Here is a 400-nt window from a genome sequence, read left to right as displayed (position 1 = left end):
GCGGATAATAGACGCCGGATGTGCCGCCGGTCAGCACGTTGATGAATTCCTGGGCCTTGGCTGAGACAGCGCCCAGGCCAAGTGAAAGCGCCACCGCGCCGGCCGCAACGAATTTCGTTCTGAAATGCAACATCTGATCTCCTCCCTGGAATATCGACGACCGCACCGCCTCCCTGGATGCGAACCGGGGCGAGTTTAGACAGCGGGCCGCAAATGCCAACCCGCAATTGTGCTCGTTAGACGAACGGTTGAGGGATCAGGGTGACGGATCCGGAAAGAGATGGCGGCTTGCGCTAAAAGCCATCGGAGCCGAAAGTTTTTTCGAGCGGCCTGTCGAAATCGGATGCTGCCGCGCGACATACGTCCGGCTCGCAACGACGCGGCCTTCGAAACAACGGGA

At 59.8% G+C, this 400-nt stretch carries 1 pseudogene; it reads right to left on the bottom strand.

The annotated features are described in order from the left end of the window. Positions 1-133 (bottom strand): annotated as a pseudogene (locus tag EOB49_RS38430) (C4-dicarboxylate ABC transporter); the annotation flags it as partial. Positions 134-400 lie beyond the last annotated feature (267 nt).

Origin of the sequence: Mesorhizobium sp. M7A.F.Ca.MR.148.00.0.0 (assembly GCF_003997735.1) — a bacterium.
GTDB lineage: Bacteria > Pseudomonadota > Alphaproteobacteria > Rhizobiales > Rhizobiaceae > Mesorhizobium.
Note: the sequence above shows the minus strand (reverse complement) of the source record. Positions and strands in the feature narration are given on the sequence as shown.